Raw genomic sequence first — 22,911 nt, 5'->3', positions numbered from 1 at the left:
TGAGATGATAATACGATTAATTGAGATTAAGGGACACAGCCTAGTTCTCCCGGCACCGAAGTGATTGTCTGTTGCGAAATGGATGAGCAAGGGTCGTACGTGAAGTCAAAAAACAAGCCTCGCTGGCTCTTTTATGCCTACGACAGAATCAGACGAAAAGTGCTCGACCACGTTTTGGCCCAAGAACAAAGAAAACATTGATGCGTCTGATGGCCTTGCTGGCCCCTTTCAGACCGATGATTGGAGAGGCGGGCTGGGAAACTGCATGTGGTCAGTCAGCGTTATACGCAGCGCATAGAGAGACATAATCTGAATCTGTGTCAACATTTGGCAAGACTCACTCGCAAGACATTGTCTTTTTCAAAATTTGTGGAAATGCATGATAAAGTTATTGGGTATATTATCTGAACATTCTTCATTATCAATAAATTGGTGCCATTACCCAAAATTGCTTCCATTGAAGAATAAAAGCACGACAAAAATCATCGACATCGCAGAAAAGTTCAACTAATTTATCTATCGCCTGTTCCTTTTAAGATTGGTTTTTTATTGTTCTAAGACTTAAATCTTAGAATATGTACTTAATTTAATTTTTTATACAGAATTCGGATTATTTAGTATAAAGATGTGTACTACAATACGTTGTCGTTCATAACAAATGTGACAATTACGTCATTGATAGGGAGAATCGTGGTGGATAATCTTAGCGTTCTCGAAATTTTTGTTCGTATAAGTGAGGCACGAAATTTTACTACAGTAGGTAACCAATTAGGTATATCATCTTCAGCTATCAGCAAAGCAATAGCTCGTCTTGAAGAAAAGTTACGGGTAAGACTTTTTCATCGTTCCACACGTATAGTGACTTTAACACCGGAAGGTACTCTGTTTCTCAAACGTTGTCGTCGCATTCTTGACGAAATAGAGGCAGCAAAAAATGAACTTTCCGAATCACAATTATTGCCATATGGAAAATTGAAAGTAAGTATACCGTCAATTGGGGTGTTATTTATGCCTCAATTTGTAAAATTCAGCCAGCAGTATCCTGATATTGAATTAGAAATAGATAGCACTGACGGTTTGGTCGATTTAATTGAAGAAGGATTTGATGCTGTAATACGTACAGGAGAATTAACTGATTCACGTTTAATGGCTCGTGTACTTGGATCTTACAAAAGGATCCTAGTTGGTTCCCCTGATTATTTATTGAAAGCTGGAATTCCTGAAAGACCAGAAGAACTTATTAAACATACCTGTATAATGTATCGTTATAAGAGTACAGGAAAACTGGATATTTGGCCAACCAGTCAATACAGTCAAATTTTACAGACGGAATGGCCTACCAGAATAGTGATTAACACACTTGAACCATTAATATCTTGTGCAGAAAATAGTCTTGGTATTGCATGTATTCCTGATTTAGCTATTCGTACTCAGCTAAACACAGGAAAACTTATCACCGTTTTAGATGACTTTAATCAAGATATAACAACATGTAGAATACTTTGGCCTTCAGGAAAATATTTATCGCCCAAACTAAGAGTATTTATCGATTTTATGGTTGAAAATTTATTTAAAAATTAGTGAAAGCCGCCGTACCGTTTTCGTAAAAATCCGTCTAGATACGCATGTTGATGACCCAATTGATGTTATCTTCCCGCAGGTTAATATAACTTAACGATATCAATAAGCACTGACGATGTTAAGGGCCAAAAAAGTACGTCTATATCCAACACCGGAGTAGGAAGGCTTTCTGAATGCCTAATTCGGCGTTGTCCGGTTTATGTACAACAAGGCATTACACATTAAGTCATTCATGTATAAATATCATAGTGTTACAAAAAACGGTGATTAACCTTGATTACTGAGTTTCAACATTTTTTCAACTCAAAACAGAAAGCCCTTTCACGCAAAAAAAAGCAGCAGGAAGTAGGCTAAGACAAGAAATTGGTTGCAAAATGCCATGAACATATAGCCAATGTCCACCACGATTTTCAGCATAAACTCCCAAGGCAGATCATTAACGAAAACCAAGTAGTGATAGTCGAGACATTGAAATCATCAAATATGTTAAAAAACCGCAGGCTGGCAAAACATGTCGCCGATACCTCATGGCATCGTTTTGTCTCGAAACTGGAATATAAGGCTGAACAGAAAAGTGTAGTTCAAGATAGCTGAGGCTTCCTGTTTCCAACAACATATATGACAAATATGTCATATATGTTGTTCATTATAGCCTATTTTTCTTCTTTATTTGAGTGTGCACCATATCAAAGTCACGCTCTGTTAGGGGCTGGTCTACTCAACTTGAGGAATCTAATTGATGAATAAAACGATTGTATCTGCTCAATACAAGGAAATTGGACGTTTGCCTATAGCGGCACTGCTTGCTTTGGCGATGGCAGCCTTTATCACTCTGTTGACCGAAATCATACCAGCCGGGTTGCTTTCTTCTATTGCCGAAAACTTAAAGGTATCAGAAAGCCTAGCTGGTCAGTTTATCACTGCCTATGCTATAGGAGCGTTGGTTGCTGCCATTCCTGTGACAGCCCTTACACAAGGCATGCGGCGACGTCCTTTACTATTGATAGCGATCTTCGGTTTTGCTGTTGTTAATCTTATCACTGCACTTTCCAATAACTATAATGTCTCACTGATAGCTCGTTTTTTCGCTGGTGTTTTCGGTGGTATCGTCTGGTCACTGTTAGCTGGTTATGCGGTGCGTATGTCACCCTCTCATCTCAGCGGGAGAGCGATTGCAATATCTGGTATGGGCGCGACCATCGCTTTGGTACTCGGTGTGCCGCTCGGCTCGTTACTCGGCCGATTTATTGGTTGGCAAGGCGCTTTTGGACTGATGTCTGCCCTAGCATTATTACTCATCATGTGGGTGATCGCCATCGTTCCAGATTTTCCTGGTCAAACTAAGGAACAGCGCCAGTCTCTTGTTGGCGTATTTATGAAAACAGGCATTTGTGCCGTATTATTTGTTGTCTTTACTTTCGTTATCGCTCACAACATTCTCTATATTTATATCGAGCCTTTCCTTGAATCTTCAGGCTTATCCAAGAATGTGGATATTATTCTGCTCATCTTTGGACTTGGCTCGATAGTTGGCCTATGGTTTGTTGGTACAATGGTCGATCGACGACTGCAATTCCTTGCCGTAGCGAGTATCGCGATCTTTGCTTCTACTGCCCTGTTGCTCGGTCTTTGGGGTGATATTCCACAGATGGTTTATCTATGTATGGCTATCTGGGGTCTCGCCTTCGGCGGATTTGCCACTATCACTCAGACGGCATTGGCTCGTTTCGCGGGTGATTCAGTTGATGTTGCACAATCCATTTATACGACAGGTTGGAATACCGCAGTTGCTGGTGGTGGTATCATAGGTGGTATTTTGCTTGATCGAGCAGGTGCAATATCCTTTGCATGGGTAGTGATTGTTCTCCTCATTATCTCTTTGTTGAGCACGGTCTTCGTCATGAACAAGTCATTGCAGCGTAAGGTCTAAAATACCATGTGAAGACCCTTCGTGGGTCTCCACAGATCCTATGACTCTGTGGTAATAGTTGTACCCTCTTATTTTGGCAGTAAATTTTATTAATGAGATGTCTAAATATGTATAGTTTTTCGTTTGTTTCGAAATAAACAACCCCGCCGCAAGCAGCGGGGTATTGATATGAAATCACCTGCTTCGCATCGTTCAGCTTAAGTTTATGCGGCGCAATCGACGGAAAATTCAACCCAGAGAGATTAAAAAAATGTGCTGAAATTTCAGCACCTCATGATACACGAAACCTGAATCACTCCTTTTGGGCTAACTCTTCTTTATCCAACTCACTTTTATCTAAAGGAAAAGGGACTGGATGCTTCGTGTTGTAATTAAAAGTATACATGGCCGTTATGATCATCATCATAACCAATGTCCATACCACTTCTTTTGACCCCGTACCCAATACAGCCCAGATACAATAAATAAAGGCAATAAAAGTGATGGCAATATATCGTGTCTTTTCTTGTCCAAGATGACCGTGGCCGATTAACAGCAAAGCCGCACAGGTATACAAATACGGTATCAAGGTGAAAATAACCGAGACGGAAGAAACCAGCCCAAATTCTTTCGCCGCATTCGGGGAAATACTGCTGAGTTGAAAAATCGTCATCAAAACGCCGAGGATCAACAGACCAGCAACAGGTGTTCCGGCTTTATTCACTTTGGCAAAGATCGAAGGAAACAGTCCATCATCAGCAGCAGCCTTAGCGGTTTGCCCTGCGAGCAGGGTCCAACCTCCCAGCGATCCCAAACATCCTGCCGCCGCGCAAAAAGCAACCACTGCGCCTGCTGTATCGCCCAATGCTAATCTGGCCGCATCGCCAAAAGGTGAAGACGAGATTTTCAACGTCGCATTGGGGATCATTCCCATTATCACGCTACTGGACAGGACATAGCAAACAGCCGCGATAAGCACGCCACCAATGGTCGCAATCGGCACGTTCCGCTTAGGGTTTTTAACCACACCCGCAGCGACAGAAGCACTTTCCACGCCGATAAAAGACCACAATGTCACGTTTAAGATGCTTTGGATCGCACCAAAAGTATTTAATCCACTGACATTCCACGCCTCCATGTAGGTTTTGCCGCTAAACCAGAACCAGCCAAATACCGCAGTCGCTACAATGGGAATCAACGCCAGTGTTGTCGCTACAGCCTGCACACGGGTAATGACATTCGGCCCAATAATGTTTAAAAAGACAAATATCCATAGTATCGCCGTACAAGTGATCGTTAAAATAATGGGGTCTTTTAAGATAGGGAAAAAATAACTTAGATAACCTACCCCGATGACAACCATCGCAATATTTCCGATCCAACATGCCAGCCAATACAAAACGTTGGTCTGGTAGCCCAAAAAGGGCCCAAAGGCCCGTCGTGCATAGGCATAGGAACCACCAGGGCTGTCATCCAATGAGGACATTTTGGCATAAACGATCGATAACCCCACGGCACCAATAATTGTCACCAGCCACCCAAGAATGGCGATTCCCCCCGTTGAAGCCAGACTTGCAGGTAGAAGAAAAACACCTGACCCCATAATATTGCCCGAAACCATCAGTGTGACAGGGATCAATCCGACTTTTTTCGTCTCTGAAACTGTAGCCATAATTTATCTTCCTGTTCTCACTTTTTTATACACATGACATGATAAATACCGTTGATAATCTCCGTGCCTTCCGTTTCATGTTCAAACCCCGGGAATTCATGATCCCATTTTTGCAGGGCATGCAAGTACCCGATTTGTGGGCTGGTTTTATCACCGAAATTTTCGCCAGAAAGCAGCATCGGAATGCCGGGTGGATATGGAATAATGGAGTTCGCTGCAATGCGATAAGGGAGATTTTCGAGTGCCACCATTTCCACATTATTGGCAACAATCGCTTGATAAGCCGCTCGCGGGGTCATCGCCATCTCAGGCAAGTCTGCATACGCCAGATTCAATTTCTCGCCTGGATTATTCTGTCGCAGATAGGCAAACATTTTGTCGCCCAGGTCTTTCAACCCTAAATGGCCATATATTTCTGGGTGCTGATTCACCAAATCCAGCAAAACCTTACTCAAAGGCGTATTAGCGTCATAATGCTGTTTGAAAGACAATAAGGTGTTAAGCAAAGTGCCCCATTTTCCTTTGGTAATACCCATTGAAAACAGGAACATAATTTGGAAATCCGTGGTGCGGGTGGGGACAATACCGTGCTGACTTAACCATGCTGTTACCAATGCCGCCGGGATGCCTTGTTTCTGTAACTTGCCATTTTCCCCCATACCCGGCGCCAATATGCTGACTTTAATCGGGTCAAGCATACTCCAATCATCCGGTAAATTTTCGAATCCGTGCCAACTGTCTCCCGGACGCATTAACCAACAACTTTGTTCTGTTGTCAGTAACTCCTTCGGAGCATCTTCAAACGCAATTTTTTTGCCAGTCGCAGGATCTGTCACTTTTTCCTGATTCCAAGGCTTAAAGAACCAGCTACCTTTTTTGCTGAAATCCCGATTCAAACGCGCTAATGCCTGACGAAAATCAACAGCTTCTTCAATCACTTCCTGCGTCAAAGAATAACCACTATTGCCATCCATCATGGAAACCGCAATATCATTTGAAGCACAAATCGCATACAGGGGCGAAGTTGTCGCATGCATCATATAGGCCTGATTAAACCTTGAAAAATCCACCGGATTGCGCCCATCCCGTACATGAATATAAGACGCTTGTGAGAGTGCATTCAGTAATTTATGAGATGAATGGGTTGCAAAAACCGTCGGCCCAGAATGGTTTTTCGGCTCGCCCCGCATTGCGTAATGATCGTGATAAATTGGGTTAAAGCGCGCATAACCGTACCATGCTTCATCAAAATGTATCCGATCGACACTCTTATCCAGCAACTCCTGTACATGCTTAGCGTTATAACACACACCATCATAGGTACAGTTTGTCACTACGCTATAAGAAGGTTTACGTTTAGCCATACTTTGCGTCAGTGGATTCTGCTTCAGCTTTTTCTGTAGTGTTTTTGCCTGCATTTCTTGCGGATAAATCGGGCCAATGATGCCATAGCGGTTACGACTTGGCAGCATATAGACAGGCTTAGCCCCTGTCAGGATCAACCCCTGTTCAATGGACTTATGGCAATTACGATCAATGATGACCACATCATCTTCGGTCATACAAGCCTGCATAATCGTACGGTTAGAGCCTGATGTTCCTACCACTACCGAGTAAGAATGATCTGCACCAAATACTCTGGCCGCGTTTCTTTCACTTTCACCAAAAGCACCGGAGTGATCCAACAACGAGCCTAATGAAGCACGTTCAATCCCCATATCGGTACGAAAGAGATTTTCCCCATAATAGTCATGATATAAGCGGCCAACAGGAGTTTTATTAAATCCTACCCCACCCTGATGCCCCGGAGCAGCCCAAGAATATTCATAGACTTGGCTGTATTTCATCAATGCTGACATTAAAGGCGGTAATAATTGTTGACGATAACGGTGCATTGCCGCAATAGCCCGACCAGCAATAAAATCTGCTGAATCTTCCAATATCCAGGCGAATTCCGCCAAATGCTCCAAAAATTCATGATTCAATAGAAATACGGTTTTTTCCCGATCACTTAATAAAAATACCGGAACATTTTCCTGACGCTCGAATAATTTATTCAATAATCTTTGTATACTACGATATAAATCGTTATCTATAAGTGCACAACTTATCATTAAACAATCGAACGGCTCATTGGCTGAAATTATCGTATAGCTATCATCAAGGGAATCTGCAGTAACAACATTAACATCTCTTTCCGTTAATTTTTCCGCCAACCGCTGCACCGCATTTTCGATATAATGGCTATGATATTGAGTACCCACTTCGCTTTTTGCTATCAATACCTTCATAACATTTTTCCTTAGCTATTTTTACTTGAAATAACAAAATAAATTCAGTATTACTTGGCAATTACCATCAGATGCTTGACACCAATATCGATAACACAATTACATTAGTTAACTATTTATTAGAATATAAGTTCCTATGATTAAAATCACATTGATTAATATAGTGTCTATTTCAGTTTGTGCAATTCAGGTAAATAATCAGGAAATAACTTTCGATATAGGATTAATACCATATTTATTGAAATAACTGAGAAAATAATTAATAACTATTGTTTTAGTCTTTCTATGTAATTTGTTTTTCGTTTACTTTTTATTAATTTCATTTGTTTTATATATATAATTAATTTCAGGAAAACATAATGCATATAATTGCCATACGACACGCCGAAACCCAATGGAATATTAATAGAATTGTTCAAGGGAAGCTGGATAGCCCCATAACGGATAGAGGATTTCGCCAGATAGATTCATTATTGGCAGCAATAAAAAATTACCCCATCAGCCGAATTATTTCATCTCCAGCGGGCAGAGCCTGTACCACAGCTCAGATTTTGGCAGAACATTTTGGTTGTGAACTAGAAATCAATGAAAACTTACGAGAACAAAATCTTGGCCTGCTGGAAGGACTTTCTTTTGAACAAGCACAGTATATTTACCCTGACATTTCATCTCGTGTTCTTGCCGGAGAACCAACGATAGCAGCTCCCGAAGGGGAATCTGCCATAGAAGTTGCCCAAAGAATACTCGCTTATTTACAATTTTTAACAACAAAGTTGTTAGTAACAAATAGCCACAATGAAACGCTTTGTTGTGTTACTCACGGGTTTGCATTACAGGCATTGATATGGAAATTGAAAGGAGGTGATCTCGATACAGAGACAACAAAATATGCTCATCGAAACTGTAGCTATTCATTGATTGATATTGAAGGAAAACAGATTGAAGTGGTGAATTGGGGTATTGCAACTCATTTGCTGACTGTGGCTGAGTTATAGCCGAAGCTGGATAACACGAGAAACTGAATTTTCACCCCGTTGCCCGGAGAGCGGTAACGGTTCATCGGATATTTACCATACCAGTAGCCGCCAGAACAGCCACTGAATATCTTCTATTCAGAAGTAGATTACAATGATTATTATTTATAATAAATATTATTAATAAATAGTAGTATTAATTAATAAGCCAATTTTGCTTCATAATCACACGCCTATAACTTATTCACATAGCATATATGCTTAATCGGCGCCTTTCTACGACAAAAAATATCGACATCATATAGTAACTTAGTTAAGTTACCTGAAATATTTTATTTTTAAATCATACATCGGTCGAAAGTTCTTACTTTTGAATGCGTGCCAAGTCCATTTTTCACCCAAATCTCAGATTAAGCAAAAAAAATTAAGTATCTTATTTTCAAATAGATGGTGCAGATTAAATCTGAGCTATTAAAAAGGATAAATGAATATGCCACACAGTCATAATCACAATCATTCCTTAGAAACTTCCTTAGCTGTTGATAATGATAATTCTCCCCTTGATGCATCTCCCCTCAACTCTCGACAGAAAATCATCTGGCTCGAGCAGGCTATTCATCCCGAGTCTCCCAATTACAACATCGATTTTTTTATCCGCATTGAAGGAAAATTAGATGGCTTCTCAACACTATTCACACGATCTGCAATTCTGGTTGAAACGCTATGAAAACCTGCCACCACCATTGCTTCAACCTAAGTATTCCAGCAAGACGGCAAAACAAATATATTTTTTGGCCAATCGACCAATCGCTTTTTCAACGTATCGAAAAGACCGTGACCGGAACAAGATTACCCCTACTACATTTCATGTATGCAGTTCTCGCTTGCTATTTCACACGTATAACTGATGCGAATGAAATTGTCATTGATATTCCCGTACACAACCGCAAAAATGCCCGGCAAAAACAGACGATGGGGATGTTTGCATCCGTTATTCCGATTGGCATAACGCTGATATCACCACCACCTTGGCGGATCTGGTTAAAACGCTGGAAAGCGAATCCCAACAGCCAACCGTGGGCATCCCTATTCTACCCACCACCGGACATCAACAGTTACCGATCGATTTCAACGCCATTCAGACCAATAGCAAGATCGACCATCAGGCACGGCCCGCGTCTGCCGTTACGAAACACGGTTATGACGCCCCCATTGATGGCGTGGAAATGGTACTGGCCCAAATCTGGCAGAAATTACTGAAATTGGAACAAGTAGATCGTCATGACAATTTCTTCAAGCTGGGGGACATTCATTGATAGCAATACAACTGCTGGCTCGTATGCATGAGCAAAATATGGAGATCCCGCTGGCAGCGTTATTTACTCATCCAACCCTGTCTGAACTGGCGTTGGCCGTAGGAAATATAAAGCCGTCTATACGGCCCACGCAATCATAACGTTGATTTAAGTAAGAGCCAGAGCACAACGGCATGACAATGTGGATTTTCTTTACTGACGTTACTATGGACGAGTACAAGGGGTCATTAAGCAAGTGCTAAAAAACCAATCCTGGATAAGGATTATTTAACCTTATTTTTTCTGGATTGAATTGATTAAAAACGCCTGCTGCTGTGACCCCATCATTAAATTATGGGACGAATAATGAAAGAACATCCTGATTTATGGGCCGAGTTACTCAACGGCCTAAAAAATGCTTGGCCGCAGATATCTGGCTCTATTTTGGCCATCATGATTTGTTATGGCCGATTGATTTATGACGGTGTAGAGCGGAAAAATCGCTGGGTCGAACCGCTACTGTGCGGAGCACTGTCGTGGGGGTTCTCCAGCGGATTGGAACTATTTGGCATTCCAAGCAGTGTTTCACCTGCACTTGGCGGTGCTGTTGGTTTTATTGGTGTAGAAAAACTGCGTGAATTTGCTATCCGTGCCATTAATAAACGTTTAGGAGATAAACAATGACAAGAGGGATCCGTAACCACAACCCGGGGAATATCCGCCACGGGGATAAATGGCAGGGTTTATGTGATACACAAACAGACAAATCATTTTGCCAATTTGTATCGCCAGAGTACGGTATACGCGCCATTATCAAGATTATTCGTAATTATGAACGAAAATATGGATTAAATAGTATTCGACAGATCATTTCTCGTTGGGCGCCGCCGAATGAAAATAACACCGAAAGCTATATTGCGTATGTCTGCAAAATAGTTGGTGTTTCCAGTAGCACTGTAATTAATGTAGACAATATTGCTACCGTGAGCCGATTAGTTAAGGCCATCATTCAGATGGAAAATGGTCAGCAGCCTTATTCTGATGCCATCATCACTCAGGCATTTGAATTGTTATAAAATTTAATCTTCGTATAATCACCGTCAGTTTTCTGCCGGTGATTTTTTCAAGCAGTAAAAATCCACCCTATTCGCGATTTTTCACGTACAAAAAAGTCAGCGACATATCAAATTCCAAGTCGCCATACTGTTCCCAAATGCCCACACCGAAAATCATCGTGTCTGTCAGACAAGAATAACAAAAGAAAGCAAAAAGACACTCGATTATTCAAAATCGACCAAAATGCATGAAAAAATCATGAGTACATTTATTGACTGAAAACACGACGCTTAAAACCTATCAACAGTTTGAATATATTGAATAAGTTATCAATCAAAAATTCATTGGTGCACACATTGGGAAACACTACGACATCCCTTTGGCGTCATGACCTGAGATTTTTTCCGAACAATTACCCGTTGATTTGAGCCGCTGTACTAAATTTGAAATGTCTGCGACACCCTCTTGGTAAACATTGCTGATTGTGTTGCATTAATACCTTAAATTACAGTTGATATTGATTATTACTTGATCAAAAATAGTTCTTTTATTTACTTTGTTAGACATCTTTTAATCAAAAGTAAGCAAATGATGATAGGAGACCGATATGACGACGTCATCATCACAAAGTCATAAACTAAATCTCACCGAAAATGAAGTACTGAAAATATGCCAAGAAGTACTACATGTAGAATCAATGAGCATCAAAGATGACTTTTTCAGTCTTGGGGCAGATTCGATTTCCTTGGTTGAAATACAAATTTTTATTGAGCAACATTTAGGAAAGAAAATAGATTGGAGTGACGTACTTAGATTCAGAACTGTTGAATCCCTTTCTGCTTTTATCGATTCAACTCATCGTCTTCCACCACAAGACAAGAGGGAAATTGAATGGCAAGGGGTAAAGTATGCTTTTCGTGTAATTGGTGATATCTATGCTGCCACAGCAGTGCCAAAGCTAATTATTGCCGGTGGTTTCCAAGATATGTACTCCCTGCCGCATCTTGAGTACCTTCTTAAAGATGACAGTCCTCTAATCATGGTTGATTTGCCGGGAACAGGGTCTGCGGACGATATTCCAGACGGTAAAAGCTTTGAGTTTCTAGCTGAATGTATCCAACATATTCTAGATGTTCTTTCTTTGCAGACGATAAACCTCATTGGTATTTCTTACGGTGGGTTTACTGCCCTAGAATTTACATATCATTGGCCTGATAGAATTAATAAAGCTGTATTAATTGGTACTGCGCAAACTCAGCCACCGCACATACAAGATAGATTGAATACAGCCCTGCGCTTACTTTCTGAAGGAAAATACGAGGAGTCTGTAGAGAAGATAATTTCAAGCATTCTCTGCCTCGAACCCGGTGTTGACATACTAGGAAAAGATACTACATATAAGCTTCTAAAAAAAACATTGCAGGAATCAACACAACATCAAGGGGAGCGATATGAACTTCTCCAGACGCGCCTTTTGAAACCAAAGAAATACGAACGAGCTGACAACTTTAACAAACCTATCTTATTTACAACGGGTGAATACGATATCATTACACCACCTGAAAATGTCAAAGTCTGCGCTTCTATTTTCCCTCGCTCAATATTCACCACAATAAAAAAATCGGATCATCTCGTCATGGTAGAACGCCCAGATGTGCTGGCCGATTTTCTTATTCGATTTTTCAATGGGAAAGACTTTACCAATACGGGCTATTTAAACGATATTGAATTTATCAATTAACCCCCTCTAAAACGGTAATGCATTCAAGATATTGCTCTTTATGCAATGTCAGTTTTGTCATCAAAAAAAGATGCCAAAAAGCATGAAACAGGTAAGGAAACCACCAGCATTACCGTTGTTAGCTACTCGGAGGCGTGGATACAGAAACAATTTCCTCCCGATTCGGAACGCTTGCAGCCCCTGAGTTTTAGGGGCTGAACGGTTTATTTGACGGCTTCGACTATAGCACCACTGTCATTGGTAATATAAAGCTGATCCCCTTTGTAGAGGAACTGATACCCACATCCACCCTGTTCTGGAGCTTCTGGAAACGCAGGGATTGGGAGTGTTGAGCAGACAATGGCTATACAATCATCCAGTGATACATTATCACGCTCAGTACTGAGAATACTTTCTTCGCGCAAAACTTTGGTCATATCTTCATCTGCATAGATAGGTGACGTGAACTCAAGTATGTCTGGGTTTTTAATCCTCAACTCGTTTGCTAATTCAAATGCCTGTTTCCACTGAGGCGAACCTTCCCGGGCAATGGTGATCTCCTGGGTTTCATACAGTGAGGTTGCGTTCTCGATAATTTGTTTTACGGTAAACATAGCTTCTTCTCCTGCTTCTGATGATAAAAAGCCCCTGAACACCAGAGTCTCACATTTTAGGGGATGGCTAAAAGCTCATCCCACTCAAAATGACGATACGTCATCCGCATAAATACACCGATTCGTATTTATCCCATCAAGAACTGCATCACAGTATTGGCTATCATGCATGGAAGTAGCATCTATCTTAATTTTGTTCTGCTCACACGTCGGCACCCGAGTTTTTGGTCGTGATATCAATTTATTGAATCATGTACAATATGCCTATTTAGAGAACATTCAGATGACAATGATTGGTGTTACCTGCCCATCTTGTTGTGCAGTTAAAGAGTCCACCGTAATGGACGCTCCAATTCTGGTCAGCAAGCGCTATACACAGCGCATAGAGAGGCATAACCTGAATATTCGTCAGCATTTAGCAAGACTCACTCGCAAAACATTGTCTTTTTCAAAACCTGTAAAAATGCATGACGACGTCATTGGGTATTATCTGAACATTTGCCATTATCAATAAATTTGAGTCATGACCCAATATCGGCGAGTCCGGCTAAAATTGATGATACAAGATATGTTTCGACGGAAAAGTGATCTAATGAAATAATAAGCTATATTTTTGTATCAAGGGCATCTTCTCATTTATCCTCTTTAAGTTTGGTTATGTTCACTATGCTCATATCTAAGTATTTACCAACAATAATGAGAGCGCATGACAGAAAAAATCTAAATCATTTAGGTTAGATATTTCTTACATGAAGAAGATTAACGGAGAATAACATGTCACTCATCGCCACTATAAAAGACACGCCTGTCTGGGTTTGGATTCTTTTTGTATTTCTTGTTATGAAAGGAATTAAGGCTTTGAGCGATCGTGAAATGCGTATAGAACGCATTTTCTTGTTACCTATCGTATTTTTAGTTTGGGGAGTACATAGCGTCCTCTACAAAACCTACTTTTCAGATTTATCATTAATAACAATGGTAGCAGGTCTAATTGTCGGAATTGCGATTGGTTGGGTACTTTGGAAATCTCAGCCACGATTGAAAGAAAAATCTGACAGCACTTTAATTATTCGCTCGGGTACTTCTCTGACACTGATATTGATTGTCATTACTTTTGTAAGTAAATTTGTTATGACTGCCATGTTAAGCATCCACCCAGTGTTACTGCATTCATTACATTATAATCTACTGTTCGGCTTACTCAGTGGTATTTTTGATGGTGTTTTCTGGGGAGGAACTCTAAATCTTTTTATTTCATGGTATAAAAACAGGAATAAAATCATGTAATTTCGACAAACCGCAATTTTGGTTGAATAAACAGAAACAGGAGCGGCATTTAGCCCCTCCTGTTGTTTCTCGTAGTTACTTTATGACAGGAGTAGAATCAGGTATCAAAAACGGCTGTTCGGCCTTAGCAGGCGCAAAACCTTGCGGCAAGTGCCCGTAGGCACTGCCAGTATCAGGGAATGAGGCCATGGCCCCAATCAGATTCGCCAGACTCAGCTCTTCAACCTTTGAGGCAGTGGTAACTGAATGGGCCGTCATGTTTGATCGCCTACTGGCCCAGGATAAATCCATCAACATCCTATCGGTGTCACTCTGTTTGCTAACATTCTTGACTAAGTGCTCTACGTCAATTGCCGACAAAGCTCCCTTCAGATTGATATGCAGATGTTGATGATTCTTGGCCTGGCTACCAAATACCTGGCGTACCACTAAAGCCGTTCCGTTGTCGGAGTCGGTCAACATCAGGTCATCATTGCGCCGACTCACCAAAATGCTCTCAGGCTTGGCTATCGGTAGGATCAAGCGATCCAAGGCTTGGCTCGGATCCTCATTATCGATGATAACCGTACGATAGTGGGTCCACATCTCCTTACTGAGTCGATAGGTATCGTTATTAGCCCCGCCATACAGCACCAAACTATCAACACCGTCAATGATCGGTAGAGTCAGAGTGTCATTGGCCTTCCCTCCTTGAACTAACAGAGACGAATTGATGCGATCCAATCCGATGAAATGATTAAGTATTATTGCCTTACCGCCATCGCTCTTATACAGCGCCTGAGTCGTCTGGTCATATATATACGCCGTCTTTTCTTCTGCATTGGTCCCCACGAAACGCAGCTTGTCCGAGACAGGGATTTCATTATTTGAAAATATCTGACCACTGCTAACATCGAACCAGCTTCGCATATTGTCATCCTGCAAGGTCAGTACCCCTTTAGCCTGCCACTGATCAGCGAGTTCAGTAAGCTCCCGTGACAGAAGAACCATATCGTCTCGTAGCCATTCTTTGTAAAAATGGTGCTGCAACCAATCTTTGTCAACACCAGCTAACTGCAACTTGCCATTATTCGTTCGCAACAGAATCTCACCCCCGACTGTAATCAGGCGCATACCGACATCAACTTGTTGCACTTCCTTGAAAGACAACCCTGGTGTCAACTCACTGGCAGTAGGAAGTTGTGCCGAGGCGCTAAGCACTTGGTCAGTACCAAAGGCAGCGGCCAACGCATTCTCGGTCATGGTTGGCTGGTGATACAGCTTACCGCTTTCGGCCTCGAATAGCCGTGCAGAGGCGCCATCCGCTTCAAATCCCAAAAACTGAAGCGATTTACCCTGTAGTGCCGCCGAAGCCACTACCACCTTACCGTTGTGGTACCACACTGGCAGCAGACTCTTGCCATCAGAACCCTTGACCCCAAATACTGCCAGAGTGGCTCTGCTATCTGTGACGCTGGCCAGATCCTGCCACCAGAGAGGCCGACCCTTGAGCCAATGCTCGTTGACTGCTTCGTAGCTGAGTTGCCCCAACGCATCGATCTGGGCCACACGCCCATCCTCGGTGATGGCGAGCAAACTACCGTTCAGGTTGACCACGTTGGCCAATGCTGGAGTGTTGACGCGCAATGCACTGGGATGGTTGGCATCGAGAACAGCCTGACCCGAACCTTCCTGACGGAACAGAACCTTTTGCTCTTTGCTGTAGAAAAAGAACACTTCTGTATTGGCGGGGCGGGTAATGCTGCCCGCTAACACGAGGTCAGCCGGGATCTGCCAAGCACTACGGGTCTGTTCGTGCTCCTCAAAATGCAAGGTCTGATCCTCTGGGGGGGCCAGATTCGGCTTAATCAACGTACCATCGTTGGTACGTATCCAGTAGCGATGCGCCACGCCAGCTGCATCCTTACCGAACACGGTGACCAGTTCGGCACTGGTCGGCCGGATCAGCCGTGTACCCAACGTATATGTCGGTGTCTCACGCTGGGGCGTATTGTTCTCGTAGCCTTGAAGTATGGATTTGAGCTTATCACCATGCTGGCTGGTGCGTGCCGAAAGTTGAAGCAACGCATCATCACCCACCGCACTGACCAACTCCATTCGGTCACCGATGATCCGATAGCCCAACTCAGCTTTTCTCCCATTCAGCTGGTAACGGCGTGCAAGGTAGACTGCATCCCCCTCTTGCCATAGCCGACTGATCTGGCCCTCATTCGTGTTGAACCATGGTTCAAACTGCGCATCGACCTGTCCGGTAGCAATGTCTACCCGCCACGCCACCGCGTTGTCGGCATCGTAGAAATAGGCTTGGTCGCCCATCACAGCACCCAGTTGAGCATGTTTGGCCTGTTCGTGGGTAGTGTCGGTGAACAGCATCCGCTTTTTAGTCACATCATAGAAAGCCCGACCAACATCACGATCGTTGTGGCTATAGTTTTCTACTACCACATACTGCCCGTGCAACTGATGTGCTTTAGCCAGATCACTCAGATGCTGCTCAATTTTCTGACCGGGCACTTGCCACTTACTTGCATCTTCGCTTACCACCAGAGCTTTTTGGTTAGAGAAGTCAACTTCATGTACATCGCCCTTGCTATTGACCACCAGCACCCGTCCATTCTGAATCGGGTCGAGCTCGACTACCACCCCACCGACTTCCAGTTGTTTCTCCGAAACTTTGATGGTATCGCTGGAAAGCTGGCTGCTATCAATGATCCAGCGCGACGGTATATTGCCACTACCATCCGGGTTGGGAACGTCACTCGTAAGCTTCACGCTGGTACCTTCATTCAGCCCGATCAGGTACTCGCCTCCTGCACCTTTGATCTCATAATGCAGGTATCCATGCAGCTCCTTGGGGAGCTCAGGCACTATAAGTTTCCTGCTGTGCTGGTCTAGCACCACTTCGATCGGTGTCGCCACATACTCCTGATGAATCCTACGGATAGTAACTTCACCTGGGAAGATGTAGAAGTCGTAGTCAAACCGCTTGTCTTCTTCGAGCCTGCGAATGACATCAAAGCCAGTATCGTGACGCATAGTTGCGCCAGGGAGCTGCATGTATTCATACTTGATAAAGGATTTGGGTGTTCCCGGCAGAATCAGCACATTGCTGTCGCTGTGGTCGAGTCTATGAGAAGCATCCTTGTAACCAATTCCGCTGCGTACCTCAATTGCTTGTTTACGGTCATGTACCATCTTTGGAAAATCGCCGATCCAGAAGAAATAATTGATTTCCCCAGAACCGGTAGAGCCTGAATGGGTGCGATAAATGTATTGACTGTCGAAATCGATCTGACTATTGCGCAAATCAAGGGTTTTGATCACAGCGCCGGCCAGAGGTACCAATACTCCCTTCTCTCTGTCATAACGATAGCCATTACCTTTGTAAGCCTTGTCAAGCATATCAAAGTAACGCCCCACCGCTTTGGCATCCTCAGCGACCGCACCAAAGGCTTGAGCCAGCGCCGTAAAGCCCACCGCAAGCCCACCAAGAATCACTCCAGCCCCACCGAGTACAGCCGCAGTCGTCGAGGCGCCAATCAGCCCAGCACCTATTCCGGCAGTACCAGTGACGAAGCTGGCTGAATCGAACGCCAATTGGGTTCCGAACACGGCCTTCTGTGTCTCAGTTTCGGCATGAGCCAGTTCATAGGCATCCAACACAACAGCGGCCCCACCAAAAAGCACACCGATACCTTCGTTGACGGTATGAGCCAAAGCTGAAGAATATCCTTTGAGCGAAGTTTCAGCGACCAGCACTTCGCCACGCAATGCCGTGCGCACCAACTCGGTAACTTTGGTTACGTCATTCACGCCACTGTGAACCATTTGAGCATAATTAAGGTAACTGTGGATTTTGAGTGCGGTAGCCAGATCAAGCGAAGTTATTCCATTTGCAGCATCGTGGCGGTTCTTGTCGGCAAACCACTGGATCAGCGTCTGTACCGCAAACCCTGCATTCAGCCCATCAACCGAAGCTACCTCGCTGACACCACCTTTGGGCCGTATCTGACCGCGTTCGAGGGTGAAATGCTGATTCAGAGTGAACATATGTTCATCAATGAAACGGCGGAACTCGACAAAAGTGGCATCGTTGCTGCTCACCCAATGAATCTCCTCAGGGTGATCACGATTGATGAATTGGACGCTGTAGCGGCCTTCACCCTGATCCTCGGTATTGCCAATCACGGGCATCCAGTGCTGACCAAGCTTATTTTCCTGAGCAAGCTTTGTCATCGCTTCATCGAATTTTGCTCCCCATTTCTCAGCATCGAAAGTAGCCAATGCAGTGTGTAACTGGGCATCCTCAGCAATTTTCACCTGGGCATTAACCGTTTGTTTGACCCACTGCCGTTGCTCTATGACGGTGGCCAGTTCATCGGGACGGGTTAAGTCAGCGACATCCAAACCATTGCCCACAGGTACCCTTGCCATCTTCTCAGGATCGATCTCTACCAAATTAAAGGCAGGGACCGACTTACTACCAAGCGAGCCATAGTGAACAGCCATATTGCGCTTCACCAAATGTTTATTCATGGCACTGGAGAAACTGGTCGAATCGTCGAATGCAAAAATCCCGACATTTGGGTCATAGAAATAGTAACGACGACCTTCATTTCCGGCAGTACATCCCACCATCATCGAATGATTTCGGGTATTGAGAGCGAACACCGAGGTCCCGGTTGTGCCCTCTAACAAGGAAACAACCTCAGGCAACGTAACCTGACCCCGCACCGTTGACGCCTGCACGGCCTCAACATTGGAGTGCAATCTTGCCAAACTGTTTTTTAACAATGTAGAACTGCCTTCCTGAGGAGCAGCAGCGGCCAAGAAGAGTTTTTCCACCAGACTGTTGATACCTGCCTCGCCATTGCTGGCCAGCGCCACAGCCATGGCCCTGACTAAGGGATAACAACGGCCACCAGACACATCTCCGATCAATGACAGATAAAAATCTTGTGGTACCAAATGACTGAAGCTGCTACCAGCACGCTGAAAATCCTCACTGAACACCGCTGTCTGCTTCAATACTTTGTCGATGTATTCAGCCCGACTGGCTTCAGTGATGCGACCACTCAAGGCCCCCCGCTGTTTAGGGGTAAGCTGGTTGTCAAAAAACAGGCTTTTCATCTCTAAGGCCGACATCCTGTCATTAAAACCTGGGATGCTGATATCTTGGAAGTTATGCAGGCCATCAGTAAACTCGGTACTCTGTTCGCCTTGCTGATAAGCTTCAGCAATAGCATAACGCTCGCCCAAGTTACGCTCGCGTTCCCGACCGCCTCCTTGGATAGAGGTATCATTAATCCGCAACACTGCATCTATACCGTCCTTGGACTTGATCTGCTGCCATAACCAGCTTTGTTCGACGGAGAACACTTCACGCAAAACTGAATCGTATTGTTCCTTGTAGAACTCCAGCGTGATATTGATCTGCTTTATCTGTTGATCAATCAGGGTAAGCTGAGAACGGTCTCTGATGCTGCCCTGGGTCTGATAGAGTTCTCTTCGTCGGTCCGTCAACTGCTGAATGTCTGCCGTGATCTCGGCTTGAACCTTATCTCGTAGCTCAAGCCACGCAGCAATCGCCGGATGATGAGGAGAAAACTCTCCCGCTTCGTAAACACCATCAGAGATCCCTTCGATTGATACTCCGAACTGAGTAGCGATCTTTTTGAGTTTTTGATGAATATTTTCACGGTAAGTTGTAAATTGGGCTTGGTTACGCTCAGCCATTTGGCTATCAGCAACCTTAATCGATATTGATTCCTCACCATTGCGCAACTTCGGCCAGATCATGTGGCCGTCTCGCTGATATTCCTGGCGCTGGAACACCAACTGCCATTCATCATTAACGTATTGCATGTACGCTGCAGCGAGACCTTCAGCGGTGCCTGCTATCTGATAATCCTGATAGTCCACTGCCATGACCACATTGTCATACAGCAGCGAACTATTGACCCGACCGTCGTGGTAGACTCGGTAAGTATTAGCATCAAGGTTGGTCACCACAATCGAACATCCCGACAATGACCCAGTAAACAGAAAACTTCCTGGAACCGCATGCTTAGGAATATCCACATAGGCTGGCAACGTATTGGACTGATTTGCACCGTTATAACCGAGGAAATACGCAGGTACGCTGCTAGCGCCTCCCTCAGCAATATCATTCGTGCTTTGAGCAGAGTATTCGACCTCGTATAAGCCGTTCTTAATCTTCACCAACTGGGCACGTCCCTCTGCCGGGAGTCGCCCTGCTCTGGCCAATATCTCGACACTGATAGTATTGGATTTAGCAAACAATTCAGGATCGATGGCAAACTGTTGAATATCGTTGCTGCCCTGACGGGATTCGGTTCTACCACTCATAGGCACTAGCCCACCCTTGAGTTCACTATCCCGTATCGATTGTGCGAGTAATGCTGGGTTTTGGATATCATACCCGCGCTCCTGCAAGGTGCGCGGCAGAGTTCTCTCGATCGAAGTATTGGTGAGCAAAGATTCTGTGCCTGCTACCGCTATCAACTGTGCTCGGGATTGACCATGACTACTCGATTCACCTTCAACCGTTTCAGAATAGGCAATGCCTTTGCCTACGCGATACATGCCAGTCGGAGTATGTTCGATAAAGGCTGTCGCCGGTAACAATTCACTGAGCTTATTGCCGATAGCATGGGCGTGTTCAACACCTGCGCTGGATAGGTAGATCACGGCTTGGTCGGTACGGCGGCCCAAATTTTTCGGGCCCATAATTTTGGCCTGCTCCAGCCAGCCACGATTATCATCGTTGAACAATTGGGTCAACGCATTGGCAAGTGAGTTGAAATGAGCCTTGTCAACATTGATAGTTAGCCTTGCACCAATCTTGGCTCGGGTACCATGACGTTGCTTGAAATCCTTGGGAATCACTCGGAAGGCGTCAGCACCGCCCAGAGCGGTATCGGTTTGAGCAGATAAAGCTGTCTTCTCGTTGCCTTGTACCAAGATATCGACCGTCGAGGTACGAGCCGACAGTGCTTTGACATAACTGACAAATAACTGTTGCTCACCTTCATCGAGTCCACTGACACCAATCGGCCTGTCATTGCTATAGCGTATATAAGCATTCTTTTCCAGCGTCTTTGACAACACTTTATGCTTTTTGAGCAGTTCAGGAGTCCACCTGTGACCACTTTCACTAAACCCTTGCTTGATAGACTGGAGCAACGCCTTGATATCCGGTTTGCGCTGCATCTCTTTAAGGGTTGCCTGCGCGGACACAAGCAGCGATTGATAGCTATTATTGGGCATGATAATTATCCTTAAAAAAATCCTACTGTCCTACTGACGGTCTTTACGGGTTATAACACTTCAAATATGGTCATGATGAGTTAATCTGATCGCCTGAACCCACAGCAATCCTTCATCTGCAAGGCCCATAACCTGGCAGAAAGTTCATTGTAAGGCGAACAGTTACAACATCAGGGAGAAAAAATCAGAATCTCGCAGAGAAGATGCTCGTCTATGAGGAGCATACGAGGCGAAGCAACATAAGATTTCAATTTGCTATGCCCCATCACGTGATTCCATTCTCATGTTGCTGAAAGAAAATGTGTTAGAAAAATGGTAATAATCTACATTAATATCAGAAGACTTAAGTCAAAAGCTTCTCTCGCAGGGCGTGTATTTCCCCTTATTAAGAGAGCCTATCAGCGAATAGACTGCATTAAATAAATACACGACCGCATAAAATTTCCACTAGTGAAGATAACTTAAAGATACTAATATAGCATTTGATAAGCATTATCAAAAATAACAATCATTATCAATTGATATTTTTGATAATTTTACCTTTAAAATTAATAAGTTGATTTGCTAGTAGCACATGACCACGCTAGTAGCGGCCTGTTTTAATCCGGTAATCAAAGGCTTTTACAGTTGTCTTGCCGCTGACAAAAAGAGAAGGACGTTACGGGTTCGCATCATGCTCCATGAGTTCGACCAGTATCTGGTGCGATATTACCTATGCAATAAAGCACGTTGATATCATAACAACAGTATCAAAATTGGGCGTAAACTAGCTATTAAAGGTGACTGGCAGTGGTGCTTTTCGGTGGCTTACTGCCGCTGTGCAGATAATTTCGTCATTATTGTAAAAGGAACGAAAGCGCATGCTGTGACAAAATCTTCCGGTTCAGTTCGGTTATACGAATTTCACATTCCTGCGAATAATCGAAGCCAAGATATTGGGCAACTTCCCGCTCCAGACGTCCAGAGAGATCATCACTGGAATTGTCTTTTCGAGTCAGAGAACCCGTTTGAATCAGTGCTTGAACGTTGACTGCATTCTCTGCCCATTTAATAATGTCTTTCAGACAGTTATCCCACAATTACATACTACTCACCCCATATCACTAAGAAATTAATTTCTTTAGAATTAAAACAACCATCCCAAAGCTCAAAGCTGCATATTTGAGCTGATCATGATTAAACTTCCTGAAAAAAATACTCTAAGGCCTATTAACGTCTTATG

17 protein-coding genes and 4 pseudogenes are annotated in these 22,911 nt (G+C 43.7%); 16 read left to right on the top strand and 5 right to left on the bottom strand.

Translation table 11 applies throughout. The annotated features are described in order from the left end of the window. Nucleotides 1-33 precede the first annotated feature (33 nt). From Xhom_RS37055 to Xhom_RS17800, 5 genes and pseudogenes are all read left to right on the top strand, one after another. Nucleotides 34-428, top strand: a pseudogene (locus Xhom_RS37055) (IS1 family transposase); the annotation flags it as partial. Between the two features lie 265 nt (nt 429-693). Then, complete coding sequence (locus tag Xhom_RS17815) at nt 694-1,581, top strand: LysR family transcriptional regulator (RefSeq protein WP_069318410.1); 888 nt, start codon at nt 694-696, stop codon at nt 1,579-1,581. 184 nt (nt 1,582-1,765) lie between these two features. Continuing rightward, nucleotides 1,766-1,852: pseudogene (locus tag Xhom_RS43130) on the top strand (hypothetical protein); the annotation flags it as partial. Nucleotides 1,853-1,944: 92 nt separating this feature from the next. Further along, nucleotides 1,945-2,175 carry an IS200/IS605 family accessory protein TnpB-related protein gene (locus Xhom_RS46220; RefSeq protein ID WP_071933843.1) on the top strand — a complete coding sequence of 77 codons (231 nt, stop codon included), beginning with the start codon at nt 1,945-1,947 and terminating at the stop codon, nt 2,173-2,175. A 190-nt stretch (nt 2,176-2,365) separates the two neighbouring features. Continuing rightward, nucleotides 2,366-3,511, top strand: a complete 1,146-nt coding sequence (locus Xhom_RS17800; RefSeq protein ID WP_335673749.1) for an MFS transporter — start codon at nt 2,366-2,368, stop codon at nt 3,509-3,511. Nucleotides 3,512-3,803: 292 nt separating this feature from the next. On the opposite strand, the gene adiC is transcribed toward Xhom_RS17800, so the two are convergent. Then, nucleotides 3,804-5,162, bottom strand: a complete 1,359-nt coding sequence (gene adiC / locus Xhom_RS17795) for an arginine/agmatine antiporter (RefSeq protein WP_069315560.1) — start codon at nt 5,160-5,162, stop codon at nt 3,804-3,806. Between the two features lie 17 nt (nt 5,163-5,179). Next, on the bottom strand, nt 5,180-7,453 hold the full coding sequence (gene adiA / locus Xhom_RS17790; protein ID WP_069315559.1) for an arginine decarboxylase: 2,274 nt from the start codon (nt 7,451-7,453) through the stop codon (nt 5,180-5,182). A gap of 359 nt (nt 7,454-7,812) precedes the next feature. Between adiA and Xhom_RS17785 the strand changes: the two genes are divergently transcribed. The 8 genes and pseudogenes from Xhom_RS17785 (at nt 7,813) to Xhom_RS17755 (ending at nt 12,519) form a co-directional block, all read left to right on the top strand. After that, nucleotides 7,813-8,448 carry a histidine phosphatase family protein gene (locus tag Xhom_RS17785; RefSeq protein WP_069315558.1) on the top strand — a complete coding sequence of 212 codons (636 nt, stop codon included), beginning with the start codon at nt 7,813-7,815 and terminating at the stop codon, nt 8,446-8,448. 469 nt (nt 8,449-8,917) lie between these two features. After that, complete coding sequence (locus Xhom_RS17780) at nt 8,918-9,154, top strand: hypothetical protein (RefSeq protein WP_069315557.1); 237 nt, start codon at nt 8,918-8,920, stop codon at nt 9,152-9,154. Then, nucleotides 9,151-9,378 (top strand): annotated as a pseudogene (locus Xhom_RS46215) (hypothetical protein); the annotation flags it as partial. The gene Xhom_RS17780 and the pseudogene Xhom_RS46215, both read left to right, overlap by 4 nt. A 77-nt stretch (nt 9,379-9,455) precedes the next feature. Continuing rightward, nucleotides 9,456-9,743 carry a hypothetical protein gene (locus Xhom_RS37045; RefSeq protein WP_069315556.1) on the top strand — a complete coding sequence of 96 codons (288 nt, stop codon included), beginning with the start codon at nt 9,456-9,458 and terminating at the stop codon, nt 9,741-9,743. Then, nucleotides 9,740-9,883: a phosphopantetheine-binding protein gene (locus Xhom_RS17770; RefSeq protein ID WP_084022999.1), complete on the top strand. Its 144-nt coding sequence runs from the start codon at nt 9,740-9,742 to the stop codon at nt 9,881-9,883. Before Xhom_RS37045 ends, Xhom_RS17770 begins: the two co-directional genes overlap by 4 nt. 205 nt (nt 9,884-10,088) lie before the next feature. Further along, nucleotides 10,089-10,406, top strand: coding sequence for a phage holin, lambda family (locus Xhom_RS17765; protein ID WP_069315555.1), 318 nt, complete (start codon nt 10,089-10,091; stop codon nt 10,404-10,406). Further along, complete coding sequence (locus Xhom_RS17760; RefSeq protein ID WP_069315554.1) at nt 10,403-10,798, top strand: structural protein; 396 nt, start codon at nt 10,403-10,405, stop codon at nt 10,796-10,798. The genes Xhom_RS17765 and Xhom_RS17760 overlap by 4 nt, the downstream gene beginning before the upstream one ends. Before the next feature lie 587 nt (nt 10,799-11,385). Continuing rightward, nucleotides 11,386-12,519, top strand: coding sequence for an alpha/beta fold hydrolase (locus Xhom_RS17755; protein ID WP_069315553.1), 1,134 nt, complete (start codon nt 11,386-11,388; stop codon nt 12,517-12,519). Between the two features lie 203 nt (nt 12,520-12,722). Here the strand turns inward: Xhom_RS17755 and Xhom_RS17750 are convergent, their stop codons facing one another. Further along, complete coding sequence (locus tag Xhom_RS17750; RefSeq protein WP_069315552.1) at nt 12,723-13,112, bottom strand: hypothetical protein; 390 nt, start codon at nt 13,110-13,112, stop codon at nt 12,723-12,725. 169 nt (nt 13,113-13,281) lie between these two features. Between Xhom_RS17750 and Xhom_RS17745 the strand changes: the two genes are divergently transcribed. After that, the gene (locus Xhom_RS17745; RefSeq protein ID WP_084022997.1) at nt 13,282-13,626 is read left to right on the top strand and encodes an IS1 family transposase; all 345 of its coding nucleotides are present in this window, start codon (nt 13,282-13,284) and stop codon (nt 13,624-13,626) included. 260 nt (nt 13,627-13,886) lie between these two features. Next, entirely contained in the window at nt 13,887-14,399 is a 513-nt protein-coding gene (locus Xhom_RS17740; RefSeq protein WP_069315551.1) for a DUF6622 family protein, read from the top strand. Nucleotides 14,400-14,474: 75 nt separating this feature from the next. Here the strand turns inward: Xhom_RS17740 and Xhom_RS17735 are convergent, their stop codons facing one another. Continuing rightward, on the bottom strand, nt 14,475-21,689 hold the full coding sequence (locus Xhom_RS17735; protein WP_069315550.1) for a TcdA/TcdB pore-forming domain-containing protein: 7,215 nt from the start codon (nt 21,687-21,689) through the stop codon (nt 14,475-14,477). Nucleotides 21,690-22,359: 670 nt separating this feature from the next. On the opposite strand from Xhom_RS17735, the pseudogene Xhom_RS37040 reads away from it, so the two are divergent. Continuing rightward, nucleotides 22,360-22,554 (top strand): annotated as a pseudogene (locus Xhom_RS37040) (group II intron reverse transcriptase/maturase); the annotation flags it as partial. Here the strand turns inward: Xhom_RS37040 and Xhom_RS17730 are convergent. Beyond that, the gene (locus Xhom_RS17730) at nt 22,526-22,768 is read right to left on the bottom strand and encodes a hypothetical protein (RefSeq protein WP_069315549.1); all 243 of its coding nucleotides are present in this window, start codon (nt 22,766-22,768) and stop codon (nt 22,526-22,528) included. The pseudogene Xhom_RS37040 and the gene Xhom_RS17730 sit on opposite strands and share 29 nt — an antisense overlap. Nucleotides 22,769-22,911: the final 143 nt, after the last annotated feature.

The sequence above is a fragment of the Xenorhabdus hominickii genome (assembly GCF_002632725.1).
In the GTDB taxonomy this organism is placed as follows: Bacteria; Pseudomonadota; Gammaproteobacteria; order Enterobacterales; family Enterobacteriaceae; genus Xenorhabdus; species Xenorhabdus hominickii.
The sequence above is the reverse complement of the archived record's forward strand: the minus strand, read 5'-3'. Positions and strand labels throughout refer to the sequence as shown.